General features: G+C 35.3%; 17 protein-coding genes, 1 other RNA gene and 1 pseudogene. 8 read left to right on the plus strand and 11 right to left on the minus strand.

The features are described 5' to 3' along the window. Window positions 1–34: 34 nt before the first annotated feature. Window positions 35–1,345 (plus strand): paraquat-inducible protein A, encoded by a 1,311-nt coding sequence (locus tag B4F31_RS13590; protein ID WP_286761519.1) that lies wholly within the window; start codon window positions 35–37, stop codon window positions 1,343–1,345. A gap of 70 nt (window positions 1,346–1,415) precedes the next feature. On the opposite strand, the gene B4F31_RS13595 is transcribed toward B4F31_RS13590, so the two are convergent. Continuing rightward, the gene (locus B4F31_RS13595; protein WP_286761520.1) at window positions 1,416–2,513 is read right to left on the minus strand and encodes an ATP-binding protein; all 1,098 of its coding nucleotides are present in this window, start codon (window positions 2,511–2,513) and stop codon (window positions 1,416–1,418) included. 350 nt (window positions 2,514–2,863) lie between these two features. Here B4F31_RS13595 and B4F31_RS13600 point away from each other — a divergent pair. Then, window positions 2,864–3,162, plus strand: a pseudogene (locus B4F31_RS13600) (type II toxin-antitoxin system PemK/MazF family toxin). A 100-nt stretch (window positions 3,163–3,262) separates the two neighbouring features. Then, a complete protein-coding gene (locus B4F31_RS13605; protein WP_286761521.1) occupies window positions 3,263–3,604 on the plus strand; it encodes a hypothetical protein in 342 nt (113 codons plus the stop codon). A gap of 114 nt (window positions 3,605–3,718) precedes the next feature. Here B4F31_RS13605 and B4F31_RS13610 read toward each other — a convergent pair whose 3' ends face one another. Continuing rightward, window positions 3,719–4,114: a MotA/TolQ/ExbB proton channel family protein gene (locus tag B4F31_RS13610; RefSeq protein ID WP_286761522.1), complete on the minus strand. Its 396-nt coding sequence runs from the start codon at window positions 4,112–4,114 to the stop codon at window positions 3,719–3,721. Window positions 4,115–4,195: 81 nt separating this feature from the next. Here B4F31_RS13610 and B4F31_RS13615 point away from each other — a divergent pair, with 81 nt between their 5' ends. The 3 genes from B4F31_RS13615 (at window position 4,196) to B4F31_RS13625 (ending at window position 8,143) form a co-directional block, all read left to right on the plus strand. Continuing rightward, entirely contained in the window at window positions 4,196–4,966 is a 771-nt protein-coding gene (locus tag B4F31_RS13615; RefSeq protein WP_286761523.1) for a LytR/AlgR family response regulator transcription factor, read from the plus strand. A gap of 160 nt (window positions 4,967–5,126) precedes the next feature. Continuing rightward, a complete protein-coding gene (locus B4F31_RS13620) occupies window positions 5,127–6,581 on the plus strand; it encodes an alpha/beta hydrolase family protein (protein ID WP_286761524.1) in 1,455 nt (484 codons plus the stop codon). A 179-nt stretch (window positions 6,582–6,760) separates the two neighbouring features. Continuing rightward, window positions 6,761–8,143, plus strand: a complete 1,383-nt coding sequence (locus B4F31_RS13625; protein WP_286761525.1) for a S41 family peptidase — start codon at window positions 6,761–6,763, stop codon at window positions 8,141–8,143. A 28-nt stretch (window positions 8,144–8,171) separates the two neighbouring features. Here the strand turns inward: B4F31_RS13625 and B4F31_RS13630 are convergent, their stop codons facing one another. Both B4F31_RS13630 and ssrA read right to left on the minus strand, forming a co-directional pair. Next, the gene (locus B4F31_RS13630; RefSeq protein WP_286761526.1) at window positions 8,172–9,422 is read right to left on the minus strand and encodes a site-specific integrase; all 1,251 of its coding nucleotides are present in this window, start codon (window positions 9,420–9,422) and stop codon (window positions 8,172–8,174) included. A 256-nt stretch (window positions 9,423–9,678) separates the two neighbouring features. Next, window positions 9,679–10,081, minus strand: a transfer-messenger RNA (tmRNA) gene (gene ssrA, locus B4F31_RS13635). A 134-nt stretch (window positions 10,082–10,215) separates the two neighbouring features. Here ssrA and B4F31_RS13640 point away from each other — a divergent pair. Then, window positions 10,216–11,421 carry an NAD(P)-dependent oxidoreductase gene (locus B4F31_RS13640; RefSeq protein ID WP_286761527.1) on the plus strand — a complete coding sequence of 402 codons (1,206 nt, stop codon included), beginning with the start codon at window positions 10,216–10,218 and terminating at the stop codon, window positions 11,419–11,421. Here B4F31_RS13640 and B4F31_RS13645 read toward each other — a convergent pair. From B4F31_RS13645 to B4F31_RS13665, 5 genes are all read right to left on the minus strand, one after another. Continuing rightward, the gene (locus B4F31_RS13645) at window positions 11,403–11,807 is read right to left on the minus strand and encodes a DUF2809 domain-containing protein (protein WP_232228864.1); all 405 of its coding nucleotides are present in this window, start codon (window positions 11,805–11,807) and stop codon (window positions 11,403–11,405) included. The two genes, B4F31_RS13640 and B4F31_RS13645, sit on opposite strands and share 19 nt — an antisense overlap. A 10-nt stretch (window positions 11,808–11,817) precedes the next feature. Continuing rightward, a complete protein-coding gene (locus B4F31_RS13650; RefSeq protein ID WP_075327644.1) occupies window positions 11,818–12,609 on the minus strand; it encodes an oxygenase MpaB family protein in 792 nt (263 codons plus the stop codon). A 34-nt stretch (window positions 12,610–12,643) separates the two neighbouring features. Beyond that, window positions 12,644–12,928: a hypothetical protein gene (locus B4F31_RS13655; protein ID WP_286761528.1), complete on the minus strand. Its 285-nt coding sequence runs from the start codon at window positions 12,926–12,928 to the stop codon at window positions 12,644–12,646. A gap of 75 nt (window positions 12,929–13,003) precedes the next feature. Next, entirely contained in the window at window positions 13,004–13,306 is a 303-nt protein-coding gene (locus B4F31_RS13660; RefSeq protein ID WP_286761529.1) for a winged helix-turn-helix domain-containing protein, read from the minus strand. Then, window positions 13,306–13,935 (minus strand): hypothetical protein, encoded by a 630-nt coding sequence (locus tag B4F31_RS13665; protein WP_075327641.1) that lies wholly within the window; start codon window positions 13,933–13,935, stop codon window positions 13,306–13,308. The genes B4F31_RS13660 and B4F31_RS13665 overlap by 1 nt, the downstream gene beginning before the upstream one ends. A 121-nt stretch (window positions 13,936–14,056) precedes the next feature. Between B4F31_RS13665 and B4F31_RS13670 the strand changes: the two genes are divergently transcribed. Continuing rightward, window positions 14,057–14,890 carry an endonuclease/exonuclease/phosphatase family protein gene (locus tag B4F31_RS13670; RefSeq protein WP_075327640.1) on the plus strand — a complete coding sequence of 278 codons (834 nt, stop codon included), beginning with the start codon at window positions 14,057–14,059 and terminating at the stop codon, window positions 14,888–14,890. A gap of 102 nt (window positions 14,891–14,992) precedes the next feature. Here the strand turns inward: B4F31_RS13670 and B4F31_RS13675 are convergent, their stop codons facing one another. Both B4F31_RS13675 and B4F31_RS13680 read right to left on the minus strand, forming a co-directional pair. Next, window positions 14,993–15,850 (minus strand): universal stress protein, encoded by an 858-nt coding sequence (locus B4F31_RS13675; RefSeq protein ID WP_286761530.1) that lies wholly within the window; start codon window positions 15,848–15,850, stop codon window positions 14,993–14,995. A gap of 12 nt (window positions 15,851–15,862) precedes the next feature. Further along, complete coding sequence (locus B4F31_RS13680) at window positions 15,863–17,488, minus strand: BCCT family transporter (RefSeq protein ID WP_093305076.1); 1,626 nt, start codon at window positions 17,486–17,488, stop codon at window positions 15,863–15,865. Window positions 17,489–17,500: the final 12 nt, after the last annotated feature.

Consider the following 17,500-nt stretch of genomic DNA (forward strand, 5'->3'; position numbering starts at 1 on the left):
AATGGAGTACCTTTAAAGAATACTTCGCAACATCATGGCTATAAATATAAAGCGCATTCTCCTTGTTTTATTTACTGGTTTTTTGGTATGCTTAGCTGGGTGGAGTAGCTACTTGGTTTATAAATATTCTTCTGAAGCTGCAGAAATCAAGAAAGATTACAGTGAGCTTAATAGCATCACCCACGGACTCCTTTCAGTAAATATCTGGAGAGATCATTTAACTAATATGGTTTTAAACCGTATTGATGAATTTGAATTTACTCCGGCGCAAGAAGATACGCTTGTGCTGCAGGTGGAAAATATTCTCATGGCCGGGATAGATAAGGGGGATAGTTTAATGGACCTTAAACAAAAGAGTTTAAAGGGAAAACTAAGAAAGTTTGCCGTAAGAACGTTGGTGCCCGAAGAAAAGATAAGGGCGCTGGTACCTATGTTCGCTCAAACTATTGTCGATGAAATTCAGCAACCGGAAAATAAAGAAGCGCTTAAATTCGTCATTAAAAGTAAATTACAGGAATACAGTGATATGACCCACGCAGATTCTGAAACTGCTGTTGTAAGACTAAATTCACTTTTGAATAAATATGAAGTTACCGGCCTTAAAGATTTTAACCGGAAAACTTCAGAAAAATTAATGACACTTGAGGATCAAACCTACAATCATACTTATATCTTGCTCGGTATTATTGTGGCTTTTCTTTTTATTTGGTGGTTGTTAAGAAATCAATTTTTCTTACATACGCCAATGTTTATTATTTCGGTCATTTTATCCCTGGTAGTTCTTTTTGCAGGGTTAACTGCTCCTATGATAGAAATAGATGCGCGTTTTCAGCAAGTAAATTTTTTATTGATTGGGGAACAAATCACTTTTAACGACCAGGTAATTTTCTTTCAAAGTAAAAGTATCCTGCAGGTAATAGAAATTTTGTTTGAAACGGGAAAAGTAGATTCTTTTTTTGTAGGAATTCTAATTCTCGCATTTAGTATTATTTTTCCTGTGGCTAAACTTGTTTCCACTCAGATTTACCTGGCCGGAAACGAAAAAATAAGAAGAAGCAAAATCCTGAAATTCTTCGCATTTAAATCGGGTAAATGGAGTATGGCAGATGTGTATGTTATCGCAATATTTATGGCTTATATAGGGTTTCAGGGTATTTTAGACCATCAACTTACTAATGCGAATGTTGAAACTGAATCCCTCGTGAGTATTTCTACTAACAAAACATCGTTGCAGCCTGGATTCATTATTTTTATAGCCTTCGTCTTGTTCAGTCTTGTACTTTCTACCATTCTTAAAAAGATTACGGTTTTAGATAAGTCAAGTTCGGAAGGAAAAAGCGCTTAAACTTTACAGGGATTTAATTGAAGATAAAAATGAATTATGGGAAAATGCTTTGCTGTACTTTCCTTTCAGCTTAATCTGTTTCTTCAATTTCTTTTTTAAAGAAAACTTTAAATTTAGAGCCTTGCCCTAAAGTACTTTTTAACTCAATTTTCCCGCCCTGAGATTCAATCATTTTTTTAATGACATATAATCCCATACCGGTTCCTTCAATATTGTTATTAATTCTTGCAGATTTTTCAAAAACCATCTCCTGGTGTTCTTCAGCAATACCCACACCATTATCTTCTACACTGAAGATTACAAAATCTCTAATGTTATAAGTTTTAAGCTTGATTACAAGGTTCTGATTATTATTGCGATATTTAATAGCATTATGGATAAGATTATAGATTGTGCTCCTTAAAGTATTTCTTGGGAATATTACTTCAGAAGTTTTAAAATCTTTTAATACCTGAATATTTTTACTAACAATTTCATCTCGGAGTGCATTCAGGATAGTTCCACATAATTTTACAATATTTTGTGGTTTCAATTCTACATTATTCTGAAGATTGGCCTCGCCTTCCGAAGTAAATTCATTTAACATTGTATTGAGTCCCTTGGACGCAGTTTGCAATCTCTCAATCATAGTATGAAACTTTTCTGAATCTTGCCTTTTATAAGTTTCCAAAAGTCCGCTAGAAAGTAGTTTTATGGTAGATATTGGTTGCTTCATATCATGTGATAATGCAAACATTAGCACATTGTGTTTTGCATTAATCTTTTCCAGTTCCTTGATGGAATTTAATCGAACCGTAATATTCACAAATGTTATTATCACTCCGTTTATCTCGTTACGCTCATGATCTACGTATGGAATGATATTCATCTGAAACCAGTTTCCATCGGTAGTCTGAATTTCTTTCTCAAAAATTTCGCTCGTGGTCATAACCTCCTGGATATTATTCACGAAAGTTGGATAGCGAATATTATCTTCTACTTGCTTTATATTTTTACCAATATCATCATAGGACAAAGAAAACTGTGCCATTGCCGGAGGGGTGAAAATCCTTAATACCATATCGGCATCTACGAATAATTGGGGGATAATAGTATTTGAAAAATAATTGGCCAAGTCAAAATCCAGTTTACGTAATTGGCCAATATCTTTTTTTAATTGTTTAGACATAGAAGGTTCTTGAGAAAAACTTTGAAGTTAAGATTTGTTCAAATGTAATAAACATTGCCGATGTTTGGTATATAAACAATAGAAAATAATGATAATTGGGTGAGAGATAGGGGGTTGAGGGAAGAATGTTAGAGCTGAACCTTAATAATTTGATTTTCTGCTATTTACTTATGCATAAGAAGGACTTCACTAATTTGTAAAGTACTTCTTAGTGTTAACTAAGGCTTATCTCGATTTTAAATTTTAGTTCTTCTATAATTGCTTTTTGAGCTTTTATGAAATGATTTACTTATTGTATCCTGAGCGTTTTCCTTTTTTGATCTTAGACTCGATTGTATTCTATTATTCTAGTGAATCTTGAACCAACTGTTGGAGGCGAAATTAAGAAAACGGGACCGTGTGTAATTATTTCACCAAACGAAATGAATAAATATTTGAGAACTATTGTTGTGGCCCAATGACTACAAATCTCAAAAAGTACCCGACTCGAATTGCGATAAAAACAGATAGTATAAAAGGAATAATAGCACTTGACCAAATTAGGCCAGTTGATAAACAAAGAATTATACGGGTTTTGGATTCTCTATCTAAACCTGAGATTCAAAAATGTAAAGAAGACCTAAAGAAACATTTGGGGATTAAGTATTGATGCCCCAAGAATTGAGTTGCCAAAGTACTATTCCTTGAAAAGCAATCTTTTATATTAAAAAATATTACTTTTATGGAACTGGTCTGTAAATTAAATTCTAATGTTAGAACTGGGAAAAGTTTATTTACCAACATGGCTTTCTTATGATCCGGAAACCAATATAATTTCATTGGATTTGCCTGAAATTCATACTCCAGATTATTTTAAGAACGTTTTCTATTCTTTACAATTGGCTTTTAGTGGGACTCGCGTTACAGTTATGTACTATGGTGAAGATGACACTTATCTCTCACAGGTTCTTCACTTTGAGGATTGGGAGATTGCCTGGGGAGATTTAGAATCAGAAAGTTTCGGTAAAATTCAGGAAAGAGCCTTGAAGGCCCTGGGTAATTATATTCCAGACCTTAATCAAGAGGTATTCGATCTCTTTAACGAAGAATAGACTCTATTAAATGTTGAAAGTTTTTTACATAGATTTTTAAAAAATTACATTCTATTTACTATCCTGAGATGTATGTTTTTTCTAAGTCTTTAACAGCTTTTTAGTTCTGGTTTATTACTTAAGGCTTGATTTTCTATATATTTTCAGAACTCTTTTCAAGAGAAACCAGAGTATTATAGAAAATGTAAAAATAAAAATACCGTAAGCAGTAGGGATCATTGAAATTTTAAATCCTTCTGCAAAAAGTTCATGTGATGCCTCCACTTCGCCAAATCTGATAGCTCTAAAAGCCGAGAACAAACCTATCAACTGACCAAGAATTCCAATAATCAGAGCAAAGATGCCTAAAGACTTTACAGTGTTTATCTTTCTTAAGGTTTGTTCAGAATTATTTATTTTGCGAGTGGAAACATTGATAAAGAAAACCACCGAAATGATAAGAATTATAAGTAAAATAATGGTCAGGATTCCCATAAAAATTGGGCCTCCTTTAAAGAACAATTCTGTCATTTCTTTAAGTTTAAATTACGGAAGAACCAGTTATGCTATGTTCTGTTTTCCAAATATAGCGAGTTTCGTTAATCTGAAAGAATGAAAAAGTCCTTACTCATTCAGGTTTTTTATTGGAGCTCAGTTCTTCTGGTCTTCACACTAATTTTCGGGTTTAGCTGGGAAAGTCCTCTTTTGGCCTTCTATTTTTCAGCTTTGTTACTTCCAATCCTTATAATTACCACCTATTTTTTTAATTCGTTTTTGGTACCGAAGTATCTTTTAACCGGCAGGTATAGAAAATTTACGCTCTATTTCTTTTATATGCTAGTGATTTCGCTCTATTGCGAAATGCTGGTCTCTCTATTTTCGTTCGTGATCATTGCAGAAATGGATAAAGCAGTGGTAAATTTAGAAGGTATCTCTATTTTCACCCTTGGCATAAGTCTTTACCTCATTGTATTTTTAACAGCTTTTATAAGACTGGTTATACGTTTTCAGCAGAAAGAAGAACTCGTAGCCAGTCTTGAATCAGATAAAACAAGAAATCAACAAGAGAATCTACTGGTTCGTGCACAGCGTAAAAATCATCTTATTCCGCTGGATGAACTTTTTTATATCGAGAGCCTAAATGATTATGTGAAGGTAGTTACAGCAGATTCTGAGCTTATCACCAGAGAAAAGATCACTAGCCTAAATAATAAATTACCAGATAGGTTTATAAGAATACATCGGTCTTTCCTGGTAAATTCTGAGAAAGTGACTTCATTTAGCGCTACCGAAATAAGCATTTTAAGCACCACGATACCAATCAGTCGAACTTATAAAAAACAGGCTGTCAAAATTTTGGAAAGCCTTCAGCCAAACTCCTGATTTAAATCGCATTATTCTGTAGTAATTTCTTTCTTGAAACTCCCGAACCTAATAAAACCGGGCTTTTATCGGTAGAATGCAGTTTTAGTTATGGATTCTGCATTGCATCGAATTACCTGCATTAGCGAAATTGTGAGCCTACAATTATAAAAAATTTATCATGCAGTTATTTGAAATTCTCTTATTATCTATTTCAACAATTTACCTTGGGTTTCATCTGTTTTCTCAGAAAACTATTGAACCAAAATATATTTCTGGAGTATTAATATTAGTAATTTTAGTTCACTTTTTAGTGGAGGGTTATCGATGGCAAATGATACCAGCTTATTTGCTCTGGGTAATTGCTTTTATCTCCGGTTTACGGAGGTCAAAAAAAAGTTCCAGAACATTTATAAAGGTTTCTAAAGGTATTAGGTTATCACTTTTATTAATAATCGCAATCTTTCTTCCTTCTGTTCTACCCGTATTCGATCTACCGGAACCCGAAGGTCCATATTCCGTTGGTACTCGCGATATTTTATTAGAACTAAACCGTGAAGAGGTAATTACAGAAGAGGAGGATGACAAGCGTAAGCTTATGGTAAAAGTCTGGTACCCTTCAAGCGATAGAGAAGGCGAAATCGATCCATATATTGATCAAGGCGGAAGACACGGGTTTGCCCAGAAATATGGACTTCCTAATTCGACATTTAACTATCTGGATAAAGTAGATACACACGTATATAGAAACGCCAACGTTGCTGAGGGAAAATTTCCTGTCCTCGTTTTTTCACATGGGTATAACTCTAAAGCCAATAGCTATTATGCATTATTGTCACAAGTAGTAAGTCAGGGCTATGTGGTATTCGCGGTCAATCACACCTATGAAAGTACAGGAAGTACTTTTCCGGATGGATCTGAAACTTATTTCAATTATGAATATGCTCAAGAAATTGAACAGGGGACCTGGGAAGATATGGAACCGGTGGTCGCAGCTTTTAAGGATGATCTGTCTTTTAAAGATCGACATCCTATCGTAAAAAAGGGTTTGAAAAATTATTTTGTGAGAGAAATGGTTGAGCGTTGGTCTAAAGATCTTACAGGCGTTGTGGATCATATAGATTCCTGGAACACGTCAGGATTTTTAAAAGCAAAGCTGGATACAGACAATATTGGCGTTTTTGGTCATTCTAGAGGAGGAGGTGCAGCTGGAGAAACACTATTAACTGATAAAAGGATTAAGGCCGGAGCCAATGTTGATGGCGTGCAGTGGGGACGTATAGTAGATAGTGCTTTTGAGGATCCATTCTTATATATTTCTGCAGACTGGCCAGAAGATAAAGAAGACCTTAACGCACACGCTTATATTAACAAAAGCCGATCTATTTTCTATGAAGCCAGAATATATAACACAGGCCATAGCAATTTTATGGATATTCCGTTTATGATTCCCTTAGAAATGCTTAGCGAAGCAGGGGAAATTGAACCTGAGAAGGGCATTGAAATTACAAGCAGGCTAATAACTACATTTTTTGACAAGCATCTTAAAAATAAGGAAGTAGATGTTGATTTGCTGGCTTCAGAATACGAACTGCTGAACCTTAAAATCTACAAAAGGGAGCTTGTAAATAATTAAAGCTGAATCCGTAATTTTTAGATAAGCTTTAGTTTGTTGAAAATGATTATTTTAGAAGATGTCTATTGCTGAAAAATGGTAGCTGGGATTCAGTGTTTGGCATTTGTAAATTTTTGTCGGCTGGTCCTAAAAGAGTTGCAACGACTTAATTAAAATTTAGTCTTTAGCTAAAATATAATATGAGATACAACCAACTTATTTTAATGCTTTTTGTTCTCTTTACTTTTTCTATTGGTTATTCTCAGACTAAAGAACTTTCAAAAGAAGAAGTTTTAAAGGATTTGGACACCTTAAAGACTCTACTGGAAAAAAGCCACTATAATTTATATGCTTATACTCCAAAAAAAGAGTTTGACCTAAACTTTGATGAGGTGAAGAATTCAGTTGAAAAAGATTCCATCTCATTTAAAGATGCCGTAGGAATTTTTCAAAAGGTGATCTCAAAGGCCAATACCGGTCACGCTGAGATTGATTATCCAGCCAAGTCCTATATAGATTTTGTTCAGAAGGGGGGAAGAATATTTCCCCTGGAAATCGCATTGGAAGATGATAAAGCTTATATAAGAAAGAATTACTCCGGTAATCAGGATATTAGAAGCGGTTCTGAAGTATTGGAAATAAACAATGCGAAAATTGATGATATTCTCAAATTAATCTATCCACATATTTCTGCCGAAAGACCTTACTTGAAAAAAGCAAAGATCGAGCTTTGGTCCTTTCCACGACTATACTGGCAAATCTTTGGGGAAGAAGAAAACTTTTCCGCTTTAATAAAAGAAAACGACCAAATAAAAGAGTATCGGCTGCAGGCAGTTGCAGCCTTGGAAGATTACGAATATAAAAGAAAGGACATTTTAAGCTCCAACAGACGAGTGAAATTTTATGGGAATACCGCTTATTTAAATCCTGGGAATTTCAGTGGAGATGAAGAAGATTATCAGAAATTTATTGATTCGGCTTTTGCCTTTATAAAGGAAAAATCATCAAAAGATCTAATTATTGATCTCAGAAATAATGCGGGTGGGAATAATTCATTTAGTGATTATCTCATTTCTTATTTTGCTCATAAACCCTTTCGTTGGAACTCAAGTTTTACTTTAAAAACAAGTAAATATTTGAAGCAAAATACCAGGTTAAATAACGACACTACCAAGGTTTATTTTCAGGAAATTTTAAAGCAGCCCAATGGAGAGATTTTTTCTTATCATTTTGAAGCAATGGAACCCCAGGCACCTGGGAAAAGATTTAATGAAAAAGTTTATGTTTTGATAAACAGGCAAACCTACTCTCAGGCTGCTGTTGCTGCCGGTTTAATTCAGGATTATCAGTTCGCTACATTGGTAGGTGAAGAAACTGGGGATTTTCCATCCTTATACGCGTCATTATTTACATTTTATTTACCAAATACCAAGATTCCTGTAAAGGTCCCTAAGGGCTATATGGTAAGAGTAAACAAAAGCAAAAAGCCTGAAGGAGTCAAACCAGAAATAACGATCAAGGATCACTTGTTAGATGATAAAGATGAGATATTGGAAAGCCTGTTGCAGAGATTAGATTCTTAATTCAAATAAGGATTCTCATTATTTTTTCTTAGAGTTTTTTTTTATCTGAATCTTTAGCTGCCTTTTCTTCCAATATCTTTCTCAACGCTTTCATATCATCACTAATTTTTCTATCCACAATTTTTGCGTAATGCTGGGTTGTTCTTAAATCTTTATGACCTAGCATTTTACTTACAGATTCTATAGGGACTCCATTAGTTAATGTAATAGTGGTTGCAAATGTATGGCGAGCCAGGTGCGTTGTAAGGTTTTTTTTAATTCCACATAACACAGCAATCTCTTTTAAAAATGCATTATAATTTTGATTTCTGGGAACGGGAAGTATTAAGTCCTTGTCTTTTATTTCAGGATGATCTTTATAGCGCTCAATGATTTCTTCCGCTATTGGTAGTAAGGGAACGCTGGTTATTGATTTAGTTTTCTTTCTTTTTGTTCTTATCCATCTTCCACCATCTATGCCTTTAGTAATATCCTTTTCAGAGAGTTTTTCCAAATCACCAAAAGCCAAACCGGTATGACAACTGAAGACGAACATATCCCTTGCAATTCTTAAACGCTCAAAATGAAGTTCTTTCTCTACCAGAGCTTTTACTTCATCTTCATTTAGAAATTCCCGATCTACGGTTTCATATTGAACCTTATAATTATAAAATGGATCCCTGTCCATCCATTGATTGGCAAGTGCAATACGTACAATCTTTTTAAAATTATTGACGTATTTCAAGGCTGAATTGTGATTACACTTTCTTGCAGTTTTTAAAAAATATTCAAATTTTGTGATGAACTGGTGGTCTATATCTTTCATTCGGAAATCCTCAACTTTATAAACTTCCTTTAGGAATTGCTCAATGTGGTTATAACAGGTCCAATATCGCTTAGCGGTGCTCTTAGAGATACTTTTACCGGAAAGGCGATCCATTTGTTCATTATGCTCTCTAAATACCTCTAGGGTCATTTTTGATTTATGTTTGGTTTCGCCTTTTAGCTCTTTAATCATTCTGGAAGAAGTGATCATTTCATCATTATCAGATAATACCTGATGAATTTTATTAAGCCTGTGCCGAATATTGTTGATATGGGTATTGATCTCTTGAGAGATATGATTTTTTCCCATCACTTTCTCAAGTTTTGAATTCCATTTTTCGGGTTCTATCCTTCTGGTAATACTATATTCTTTTCTCTTACCATTTACGGTAAGCCTAAGATATATAGGGGCTAAGCCTCTTTTGTTGATCTTTGAATTTAATAGGTGAAAGTGTAAGTGAAAGTCAGTTCTCATAATAATGAATTTTTTAGGTCTCGATTCGTAATAAATATACCTAAAAAAGGGTCTCGATAGAAAATTTTAACTTTGCATAAAGATTTGTGAAATAGGGGTTTATGTGTCAATCGAGACCTATTTTTCAATTTTAAAATAGGTCACCGAATTGGTCTCGAATTATTTGATATTATTTGAGATATTTTGATATTCTTAAAAACAAAAAACCCCGTAAATCCTAGGATTTCGGGGTTTTTGATACATTTTGGAATGTAATAAGTGGAGTCGGAGGGGTTCGAACCCTCGTCCAAACAAGCAATTCAGATGCTTTCTACACGTTTAGTTTTCACTTAAATTGTCGGGAAAAAGTCTGGCCGAAAACTACCTAACTTCTTCCGTATCCTCAATTAGATTTTAGAACTGCATCAAGGTCCTACAGTTCCTATATTTACTTTATCGGTGCCCCTAATGCGAATGCCGTAAATCAAGGCCTTCGCGGGACATCTTGGCTCCCTGTCTTACAGGGACTAAGCAATCCTACTGTGATTCGGATTATGCAGCCAAGGCGTAGTTATCTTCGCCGTTTAAAAAAGTGTGAAATATGAGATTTACGAGCTATATCCCAGCGCTCGACGTGCTTACAACTCAATTAGACTCGCTGTCAAAACCAAGTCGACCCCATAAATAAAGAACATTGTTATTTCCGCAAAGGCGGAAATCCAGTCAGTTTTTAGCTGCTCTGAGCATGCAAAGATACAATTTTAAATTCATACCTTTGAGTTACACACATAGAAGTACAAAACCCATACCATAAATGATAAAATTTGCACTGATTAAAGAAGAAAAAACGCCATCAGACCGTCGCGTAGTTTTTTCACCTAATAAATTAAAAGAACTCGTAAAAAAGTTTCCGAAAGCTAATTTTAAAGTGCAAAGTTCTAATATTCGTATTTTTACCGATCAGGAATATCGAGATGCCGGTTTTGATGTTACTGAAGATGTTTCAGATTGCGATGTTTTACTGGGTGTAAAAGAAGTTCCACTACCGGCGTTAATTCCGAATAAAAAATATTTTTTCTTTTCCCATACCATTAAAAAGCAACCTTATAACCGCGATTTGCTTAGGGAAATTCTAAAAAATAATATCGAATTATACGACCACGAGGTAATAGTTAATCAAAAAAATCACAGGCTTATTGGTTTCGGCCGATATGCAGGTCTGGTAGGAACTTACAATGGATTTAGAGGAATTGGTTTAAAAGAAAATCTATATACTTTACCGAAAGTAAAATCTCTGCCAGATCTTGATGCCATGTTGGCAGAACTCGATAAAATTAAAATTCCGCCAATTAAAATATTACTAACCGGCGCAGGAAAGGTGGCCCGGGGCGCAAAAGAAATTTTAGATCATTTAAAGATCAGAGAACTGGACGTGGAGGATTTTCTGGAATTTAAAGGAGAAGAGCCGGTATATTGCAATATAGATGTGCTTGATTATAATAAAAAGAAGGATGGCTCAGCGGGCAGTCATAAAGAGTTTTTTAAAGAACCCGGCAAGTACGATTCTAACTTTTTGCGTTTCGCTAAATGCAGTGATTTCTTTATATCGGGACATTTTTATGGAGATGGAGCGCCAGTATTTTTTACTGCTGAAGATGCAAAGTCTAAAGATTTTACTATAAAATATATAGCAGATATTTCTTGTGATATCAATGAGCCTATTGCCAGTACAATTAGGCCTTCCACCATAGCTGAACCTTTTTACGGTTACGATCCTGCAACTGAAAGCGAAGTAGATTTCCGTGAGAAAGAGAGTATCCTGGTTATGGCGGTAGATAATTTGCCTTGCGAATTACCCAAAGATGCCAGCGAAGGTTTTGGCGAAATGTTTATGGAACACGTGATCCCGGCTTTCTTTAATAATGATAAAAATGGCGTCTTAGCCCGAGCGCGGATGACTCAAAATGGCAGGTTAACTCCAAAATTCAGTTATTTACAGAATTATGTAGATGGAGTATAGGATCTGTTCATAATAATCTCTAAAATAAGACAGCTTAAAAGTCCTAACAGGTAAGCAAGCAAATCCCAAACCGAAAAACTGCTACCAAGTATTATCATTATAGGTTTGGGTGGCTGGTATTGGAGTAATTTTACGATATCAATAAGCTGGAGAAATTCTATTATAAAGGAGAATATCAGAACAATAAATAGGCTTTTATAAATGGAGAATCGGCTTATTCCCATTAGGAAACAATAAAGCATTATTACCACCAGGAAATCCCCGAGGTATGGTCTTATAAAATCATCTTTTATAAAGCTGGCGATAAGAATTTCAGTAATTAACAGGGAGAAAAAGCCAATGAGATAGTTTTTTCTGCGATTTCGGTTAAGTGTGAAGATGCTCAATTTTTATTCTTTAGATTCTTCTTTTTTCTTGTGTGGTATATGCATTTTGAATGTCTAAGGATTTAATCTCTTCTTGATATTCTGAAGGTAGGATCAGCGATTTAAGAAGTCCGTCTATTTTTATAATTCTGCTAATTTTATAAATAGGGATCACCGGGTTTAAGAAAGAAAACTTACGCAAATTTAAATAGTTACGAACGCTAACGGGAGTAATAAGGCTTTGTGTTTCCATTAATAGCCTGTAACGCATTAACCCCAGGTGTTTGCGGTACTGTTGGTAAAGGTCTTTGGTATATTCTCCATACTTAAGGTTTTGCTCCAGGTGTTCCTGCCGCATCTTTTCAAATTCGTGGAAATTTTTTGGTAGATATTTTAAATTCATTCTTTTACCTACCCTAAAAAAAACATCAAAAACTTCTTTTTTTTCAGAAAGTTCTAGCTTGCGTTCCAGGATTTCAAAAGACCTGATAGAATAATCTATAAGCATAAAAAGCACGTCCCGGTAAGCCCAGTCTGGAATATTTTTTCCGCGTTTATTTTCCAGCGAAGCGTGAATAGAATTTATATGATCTATTGCCTTAAGTGCCGACGATTTTTCAGCAAAAACTATTTCCCGGGCATAGGAAACCGTTGAGAAAAGCCTGCCAAGCGGATCTTGAGGTAAACGGCCGGTATAATAAAGCCAGTCTACAGCTTTATTGAGCGCAAACTCTGCCGAAGCCCCGGCGAAAATAAAGAGAATGGTATCACCCTTTCCCCAAATTTCGCGAACTATAGAGTTTTTATTTACAAAATATTGCATTAAGCGATTTTAAAATATTGTTCTGATAGTTTTTTTAACTTCCGGCAAAAGGAGTTCCAAAAACACCAACAGCAAGTTCTGCCCAGATCATAAAAAATACTGCAAGAATAATTCCACCGATTAAAAGTCGGTTTTTACTGCTGGAAACCTTTCTCAACACAAGGTCAATTCCCAGCCCGGTAACCAGGAGTAAAATTCCCATAATAATAAAATCTGAAACAGTCCAAACCACTTCACTGCTAAACTGCATCGCGATAAAGGGAATCAATAAAAGTGCTCCCACGATAATTAGGATAATTAAAAATCGGTTAGTTTTCATAATAATAAATTTGATTAATAGTTATTTTAAGTACTTTGAATTTCAAAGTTGAATGATAAAAAAATAGGTTTATCCTTATTGCCTCTGTTGCTTTAATAAGTTTTCAATGGCGTTTATATGTTTCTGAAAATCTATCCGGCCGGTTTTAGTGGCACTGTAGCGCGTATTTGGTTTTCGGTCTATAAAAGATTTTTCTACCGTTACATAACCTTTCTTTTCCAGGGCTTTAATATGGCTCGCAATATTACCATCGGTAACTCCCAGGAGTTCTTTTAGGCTTGTAAAATCAGCATATTCATTTACCATTAATACACTCATTATTCCCAGGCGTACCCGGTGATCAAAAGCTTTATTTATATCACTTATAATATTTTTCATTAAGCATTTTTTCTGTCATACTTATTGTACATCCAGATACCGTAGGCAATATGAAAAAATCCGAAACCAACTGCCCAAAAATATAATCCGTAGCTCAAAAACTGGGTTGCAATAAGGCCCAGGACTAAATTTGAATACCCTAAACTTCTAAGATCGCCAAAAGTATATTTGCTGGCATGAATAAGGGCAAGCCCGTAAAAAATAAGCATAGAGGGAGCTATAAGTCCTATAAGATTATATTGCAAAAGGATTAAACAGAAAATTCCACCTGATGTTAAAGGAGCAAAAAAATTGATAAGTAATCGTTTGCTGGTGCTATCCCAGCTTTTTTCGTTTGTTTTTTTAGCTTTCCTGGTGGTTAGAAAAACCGCCGTACCAATAGCCAGAAGAAGAACAGCAAGAGCTAATAAAAATAACTGCGTCAATATTTTCGCGTCCATTGAAGCCGGGCTCAGCGAATCTATGGCTGAATTATGCCCATCCAATAAACCTTTTCCAACTATAGCTCCAATAATTGCATAGCCACCTGCAAAAACTCCCGCGAGCCCGCTTAGGGAAATAAATCGAGAAGAGCGGTTCATCATGTGCTTGATGTCGCTTAGGTCTTGAACATACTTTTCATTTTCCATTATAAAGTACTTTGAAATACAAAGTAAAATAAAAAACTTCAATTATTAGTTAAAAATCATCAAAATATTAAATTGGCCTGTTTTTTTAATTTTTTTCCGAACTTTATCCAAAATCAGAAATATGATAAACCGAAATTTCTTTGTTTTACTGCTTTTCATTTTTACCGGAACTACTCTTTCTAGCCAGGAAGTAGAACTGATGAGTTACAATATTAAATATGCCAATGAAAATGATGGTGAAAATTCCTGGTCTAATCGCAAGAACCATATAACCAAACAAATTAAGTTTTACGAACCCGGGATTTTTGGAGTTCAGGAAGCTTTGGCGATTCAGTTAAAACATTTCAAAGCCGAAATGGATAATTACAAATATGTTGGAGTAGGGCGAGACGATGGGAAAGAAGCCGGTGAATTCAGTGCTATTTTTTATAATGCTGAAGAGTTTGAAATGCTGGAAAATGATACTTTTTGGCTTTCGGAAACTCCAGCTGAAATTTCGGTAGGATGGGATGCTGCGATGGAAAGGATTTGTACTTATGCAAAATTCAAAGAGAAAAAATCGGGAAAAGTATTTTGGGTTTTTAATACGCATTTTGACCACGTTGGAGAAAAAGCTAGGGAGAACAGTGCAAAATTAATCTGGGAAAGAATTTCAGCATTAAATAAAGAAAATCTGCCGGTGATTTTAATGGGTGATCTAAACCTGGAACCCCATACTGGCGGAATAAGATTTTTAATGCGAAAAATGAATGATTCTAAAGCGGTGGCTAAACTCGATTTTGGACCAGAAGGTACTTATAACGGTTATAATTTTGAGGAATCCGTAACTCGAAGAATTGATTATATTTTTACTTCAGATGAGATTGAAGTTAAAAAATATGGCGTTTTGAGTGATTCCAAAGACCTAAAGTACCCTTCAGACCATCTGCCGGTTTGGGTGGAAGTTGATCTTTAATAGACCCATTTCTGGAGATATTTTTTAAAACTTTTCTCTATAATCTATCCGTAAAAATTCGTCATCCTAAACCAGGTTACAGGATGACGAATTTTATTAGAACTATTTAGAAATCCATAACGGTACTTCGGGGTTTTTCCCGAATAATTCTTCGGTTACACTTCCCACTAATAGGCTGGAAATATTATTCGCACCTTTATCTGCCACAATTAAAATATCAACGTTATTTTTCTTTGCACATTCCAATAAATTGCTGGCCACACTGGCGTCCCTGCCGGGAATAATTAAGGGAGTCACTTCGCCCTGGTAATCTAATTTGATAAGAAATTTATCTCCTTTTTCCCTGGCGTGTTTTTCAATTTTCGGTGCCATTGCTTCTTTAGGAACATAAGGTGAAAATTGCACCGGTACCGAATATACATGTGCGGCAGTTACAGGAGCCGAAGTAGCCTTTTGAAGCATTTGAGCTATTGGAAATATTTTTCGGGATTCACGGGAAAAATCGGTTCCTGCCCAAATTGTTTTTATTTCTGGATGAAAGTCTCGTGGAACAGAGAGAATATCACATTTTAAAAGACGCAGCAATTTATTGCTTACAATTCCGGTTCCTTTTTTTCTATTCTTATTTCCAACCATCACCAGGTCTATATAATATTTATTGGCGATATAATTTATCAAAGATTCGGTATAAGGATCTTCAGAAATAAGAACTTCCCATTCTGCCTTACTATTAAAATGAGTTTCTACTTTTTCATTGAGTTCGTCGCCAATTATCTCATCAAGATTTACATCTTTCATTTGTTCATCAAAAAGCGAAGAAATTTCATATTTCTTAATATTATGTACAAAATATACCTTTTTAATTTTTAGCGTATCCGATAAGAATGAAGCATATTTTATAACTGAATTATCAATGTCTGAAAGGTCTAAGGCAACCAGAATGTTGGTGAATTTTTCCATAATGCCTGTTTTTTAGTTTTGGTTATTGTTTTTCCCGAGGTTTCTTTTCTTAACAATATCATTCACGATATCTTCATAATTTTCCATCTCCTTTTGTTCTTTTTTATCCTGCATTTCTACCAGGTCTTCTTTTAAACCTTTGTAGAGAGAGTAGCACATAATAAGCAGTATAACAGCAAAGGGTAATCCCGTAACTATGGTTGCGGTTTGGAGCGCTTGTAGCCCGCCACCAATTAATAAAACTGCGGCTACAGTTCCTTCGGTAACTGCCCAAAAGATTCGCTGACCTTTTGGTGCATCTATTTTTCCTCCAGAAGTTAAACTATCAATTACCAAAGATCCAGAATCTGATGAGGTAATAAAAAAGCCGGCAATTAAAATTACTGCTACTACATTTATTACCATAGAAAGCGGGTAATCTTCAAAGAAAACAAATAGGGCAGTGGCAATATCATCGTTAACGGCGTCTATTATACTCATATCCCCACCAAGCGCTTCCTGGATTGAAACACTACCAAAGGCTGAAAGCCAGAAGAAAGTTACTAAAGAAGGTACTAATAATACACCTAACACAAATTCTCTAATGGTTCGTCCTTTAGAAATACGGGCGATAAACATCCCAACAAATGGCGACCAGCCAATCCACCAGCCCCAGTAAAACACAGTCCAGTCGTTTTGCCAGGAGCTATTAGTGAAAGTTTCACTCCAGGTAGAAATTTCAATAAAATTGAAAAGATAACTTCCGGTATTTTCAACAAAAGATCTAAAAATAAAAACGGTAGGACCAAGCACTAAAGCCAGGCCAAGCAAAAGCAAGGCAACCCGCATATTCCATTCACTAAGAAATTTAACTCCTTTATCTACCCCAAGAACTACTGAAATTGTGGCAATAAGCGTAATTCCAGCAATTAATAATACTTGTGTAGTAATTCCGCTGGGAATATTGAAAACGTGATCTAAACCAGAGGCAATTTGCTGAACCCCGAACCCCAGCGATGTAGCTAAGCCAAATAAAGTAGCTAGAACCGCAAAAATATCTATTGCATCTCCAATTTTTCCATAGATTTTATCTCCCAGGAAAGGATAAAAAATAGAACGTATAGTTAGTGGCAAACCTCGAGTGTAGGTGAAATAAGCAAGTGCCAGGCCAACTAAGGCATACACTCCCCAGGCGTGAAAACCCCAATGTAAAAATGTGAAATTCATAGCTTCCTGCGCGGCAGCTGCAGTTCCTGGTTCACCGGTTGGAGGTGCTGTAAAATGCATTACAGGTTCGCCCACACTAAAGAATAACAGCCCAATTCCCATCCCTGCGCTAAACAGCATGGCAAACCATGAGAGGGTTTTAAATTCGGGTTTGGCATTTTGGCCACCTATGCGCATATTCCCAAATTGCCCAAGGGCCAGGTAGACCAGGAAAACCAGGAATATATTTACACACATGATAAAAAACCAGTCGGCATTATTGGCAACCGCGGTTTGAATATCTGCAAAAATAGTTTCTGCCTGTTTTTCAAAAATGAGGGTAAGAGCGATGCTTACAATAATTATAAAGGATGAAATAAAGAAAACGGGACCGTTTACTTCTAATCCAAAAATTGACTTTTTCTCATCGCTTCTGGTAACTTTCTTTGCCATATAAGTGGTTTT

Origin of the sequence: Salegentibacter sp. UBA1130 (assembly GCF_002311535.1) — a bacterium.
GTDB lineage: Bacteria > Bacteroidota > Bacteroidia > Flavobacteriales > Flavobacteriaceae > Salegentibacter > Salegentibacter agarivorans.

What these genes read in the sequence shown, in the direction of transcription:
- B4F31_RS13620 (WP_286761524.1), top strand. Translation starts at nt 5,127, where the DNA reads ATGCAGTTATTTGAAATTCTCTTATTATCTATTTCAACAATTTACCTT.
- B4F31_RS13670 (WP_075327640.1), top strand. Translation starts at nt 14,057, where the DNA reads ATGATAAACCGAAATTTCTTTGTTTTACTGCTTTTCATTTTTACCGGA.
- B4F31_RS13595 (WP_286761520.1), bottom strand. Translation starts at nt 2,513, where the DNA reads ATGTCTAAACAATTAAAAAAAGATATTGGCCAATTACGTAAACTGGAT.
- B4F31_RS13610 (WP_286761522.1), bottom strand. Translation starts at nt 4,114, where the DNA reads ATGACAGAATTGTTCTTTAAAGGAGGCCCAATTTTTATGGGAATCCTG.
- B4F31_RS13630 (WP_286761526.1), bottom strand. Translation starts at nt 9,422, where the DNA reads ATGAGAACTGACTTTCACTTACACTTTCACCTATTAAATTCAAAGATC.
- B4F31_RS13665 (WP_075327641.1), bottom strand. Translation starts at nt 13,935, where the DNA reads ATGGAAAATGAAAAGTATGTTCAAGACCTAAGCGACATCAAGCACATG.
- B4F31_RS13660 (WP_286761529.1), bottom strand. Translation starts at nt 13,306, where the DNA reads ATGAAAAATATTATAAGTGATATAAATAAAGCTTTTGATCACCGGGTA.
- B4F31_RS13640 (WP_286761527.1), top strand. Translation starts at nt 10,216, where the DNA reads ATGATAAAATTTGCACTGATTAAAGAAGAAAAAACGCCATCAGACCGT.
- B4F31_RS13650 (WP_075327644.1), bottom strand. Translation starts at nt 12,609, where the DNA reads ATGCAATATTTTGTAAATAAAAACTCTATAGTTCGCGAAATTTGGGGA.
- B4F31_RS13590 (WP_286761519.1), top strand. Translation starts at nt 35, where the DNA reads ATGGCTATAAATATAAAGCGCATTCTCCTTGTTTTATTTACTGGTTTT.
- B4F31_RS13675 (WP_286761530.1), bottom strand. Translation starts at nt 15,850, where the DNA reads ATGGAAAAATTCACCAACATTCTGGTTGCCTTAGACCTTTCAGACATT.
- B4F31_RS13680 (WP_093305076.1), bottom strand. Translation starts at nt 17,488, where the DNA reads ATGGCAAAGAAAGTTACCAGAAGCGATGAGAAAAAGTCAATTTTTGGA.
- B4F31_RS13605 (WP_286761521.1), top strand. Translation starts at nt 3,263, where the DNA reads ATGTTAGAACTGGGAAAAGTTTATTTACCAACATGGCTTTCTTATGAT.
- B4F31_RS13615 (WP_286761523.1), top strand. Translation starts at nt 4,196, where the DNA reads ATGAAAAAGTCCTTACTCATTCAGGTTTTTTATTGGAGCTCAGTTCTT.
- B4F31_RS13625 (WP_286761525.1), top strand. Translation starts at nt 6,761, where the DNA reads ATGAGATACAACCAACTTATTTTAATGCTTTTTGTTCTCTTTACTTTT.
- B4F31_RS13655 (WP_286761528.1), bottom strand. Translation starts at nt 12,928, where the DNA reads ATGAAAACTAACCGATTTTTAATTATCCTAATTATCGTGGGAGCACTT.